We start from the raw sequence: 3,046 nt of genomic DNA, 5'->3' as shown, positions 1-3,046 counted from the left end.
GTAATCGGTTTACAAACTGCAGTTGACTCAAAACCCGATATCGCTTTATTCTCTGCCGGAGGTCAAGCTTCACTTGAATGGGCACCAAAATTTGCAGCAGCCGGCACAACGGTTATCGACAATTCTTCTGCATGGCGTATGGATCCAACTAAAAAGTTGGTCGTTCCGGAAATCAATGCTCATTCCCTTACAAAAACCGATAAAATCATAGCCAACCCCAATTGCTCCACCATCCAAATGGTGATGGTGCTTAGCCCTTTGCACAAAAAGTATGGTGTAAAGCGCATTGTGGTTTCCACTTATCAATCCATTACCGGAACTGGTGTAAAAGCCGTTCAGCAGTTGGAAAATGAACTGAAAGGCGAAAAAGGTGAAATGGCCTACCCTTATCCCATTCACCAAAATGCCATTCCTCATTGTGATGTTTTTGAAGAAAACGGATACACCAAGGAAGAAATGAAACTGGTGCGCGAAACCAAGAAAATTTTAAATGACAATACCATTGCGGTAACTGCAACAGCAATTAGAATTCCCGTTGTGGGAGGTCACAGCGAGTCTGTAAACATCGCGTTTGAAAATGACTTTAACCTGTCTGACATCAGGAAAATACTGCACGAAACTCCCGGTATAACTCTTCAGGACAATCCGGAAACCAACACTTACCCTATGCCATTATTCGCTAAAGGGAAAGACGATGTATTTGTGGGAAGAATCAGAAAAGACGAATCACAACAAAACACCGTTAATATGTGGATCGTGAGTGACAACCTGAGAAAAGGAGCGGCAACCAATACTGTGCAGATTGCTGAGTATCTGGTTACTGCTGGTTTAGTATAATTGTTATTGTACTCTTGGTTTTTTTCCGCTGATTTTCTATCTTTAGATAATTCTAAATATAGCTAACCAAAAACCAGCCGGAAATGAACTCTACTTTTACAAAAATCATCCGTTTTCTACTTGCATTACTCCTTATTTTAATTGGGGCAAACAAGTTTTTTCGATTTATTCCTACTCCAGACATCCCTGATGACGCCGCCCAGTTTGTGGGTTCTTTACAGGCCACCGGATATATTATACCGGTTTTGGGTTTTGTAGAAATTTGTGTTGCACTGATGCTTTTGTTTAATAAGTGGGTTGCATTTGCTGTGCTAGCACTTGTGCCAATTTCATTAAACGTATTGCTCTACCACATGTTTTTAGATATTCCTCATATTGGAATAGCAGCGCTGGTTGCCATAATTAATTTTATCCTTATCTATAAACTTTGGCCAAAATACAGACCGTTGTTTCATTAAATGTTACACTTTGTTTTATTAAGTTTGTAGCTAACAAAAGAAATCTCATGAAAAAATCAATTTGTATTGTTTTTTCTTTGGCTCTGCTATTGGGGTGCAAAGAAGAAAGTAAAAGAAAAACTATGGTTATAGACTACCCGGTAACTGAGCGAGGCAATACTGTCGACACTTATTTTGGAACAGAAGTCGAAGACCCTTACAGATGGCTCGAAGACGACAAGTCTGAAGAAACCGCTGCCTGGGTAGAAGCTCAAAATAAGGTTACTTTTGGTTATCTTGATCAAATACCATACAGAAATGAAATCAATGAACGCCTTTCTGATCTTTGGAATTTTGAAAGAGTAGGCGCCCCGTTTGTTGAGGGAGACTACACTTATTTTTACAAAAACGACGGCCTTCAAAACCACAGTGTTGTTTACCGTGAGAAGGACGGAAATGAAGAAATCTTTCTTGATCCCAATACATTTTCTGATGACGGAACCACCTCTCTTGATGCATTGAGTTTTTCAAAAAGCGGAAAGCTTGCAGCTTATTCCATATCTGAAGGTGGAAGCGACTGGCGAAAAGTGATTGTAATCAATGCTGAAACCAAAGAACAAATTGGCGATACACTGGTTGACTTGAAATTTACAGGAATTTCGTGGAAAGGCGAAGAAGGTTTTTTCTATTCTACTTATGAAAAACCCGAAGGAAGTCAGCTTTCTGCAATGACAGACCAGCACAGGATGTTTTTTCATAAACTTGGCACCAAACAAAGTGAAGACAAGGTTGTTTTTGGTGATAAAGAAAACGAAATCGGGAGGTACATCTGGGGTAATGTGTCAGAAGACGGAAAATATCTATTTGTTGCCAGGGCTGTTTCAACCAGTGGGAATGAGCTTTACTTAATGGACCTTGAAAAAGGAGAAAACAAGCCTGTTGCCCTTATGTCGGGTTTTGATTATTCATCAAGTGTGCTGGACAATAGAGGGTCTAAGCTTTTTATCTCCACCAATTTCAATGCTCCCAATCAAAAAATTGTTACTGTAGATGCTTCAAATCCCTCTTCAGAAAACTGGAACGATTTAATTCCGGAAAAAAAGCAGGTACTAAGTGCTTCAACAGGGGGCGGTTTTATTTTTGCCAGATATATGGTAGATGCCGTATCTAAAGTAATGCAGTATGATTATGATGGAAATTTAATCCGGGAAATTGAATTGCCCGGAATAGGTACCGCTTCCGGTTTCAGCGGCAAAAAAGATGTTGATAAAGTGTACTACTCTTTTTCAAACTACAACACACCCTCAAGTATTTATTCATTTGATTTTGATAATTCAGAGTCATCACTTTACTGGGAGCCCAGCATAGACTTTAATCCTAATAACTATGAGTCCAATCAGGTGTTTTATACTTCAAAAGACGGTACGCGCATCCCAATGATTATTACCCATAAAAGGGGGCTGACCCTTGACGGGAAAAACCCAACAATTCTTTATGGATATGGCGGGTTTAATATTAACGTTCTTCCTTCTTTTTCTGTGGTAACTGCCGTATGGCTTGAAATGGGTGGCGTTTATGCCGTTCCAAACATCAGGGGCGGAGGTGAATATGGTAGAGCCTGGCACGATGCCGGGACGCAACTGAACAAGCAAAATGTTTTTGACGACTTTATTGCTGCTACAGAATTTTTGATTGACAGAGGCTATACTTCAAGTGATTACCTTGCGGTGCGTGGTGTTTCCAACGGTGGCCTTTTAGTAGGCGCTGTGGTC

The 3,046-nt window shown here is 40.2% G+C and carries 3 protein-coding genes; all 3 read left to right on the top strand.

Features of this window, described 5'->3' with window-relative positions; translation table 11 throughout:
• The coding region (locus AC6F75_RS09775) for an aspartate-semialdehyde dehydrogenase (RefSeq protein WP_500714840.1) at positions 1-837 on the top strand (837 nt) is incomplete at its 5' end.
• Positions 838-920: 83 nt separating this feature from the next.
• The gene (locus AC6F75_RS09770; protein ID WP_500714838.1) at positions 921-1,295 is read left to right on the top strand and encodes a DoxX family membrane protein; all 375 of its coding nucleotides are present in this window, start codon (positions 921-923) and stop codon (positions 1,293-1,295) included.
• 47 nt (positions 1,296-1,342) lie between these two features.
• Positions 1,343-3,046 (top strand): prolyl oligopeptidase family serine peptidase (locus tag AC6F75_RS09765; RefSeq protein WP_500714836.1); only part of this gene is annotated, 1,704 nt, incomplete at its 3' end.

Source organism: Planktosalinus sp. (genome assembly GCF_059864935.1).
This window is presented reverse-complemented; position numbering and strand designations above follow the sequence as displayed.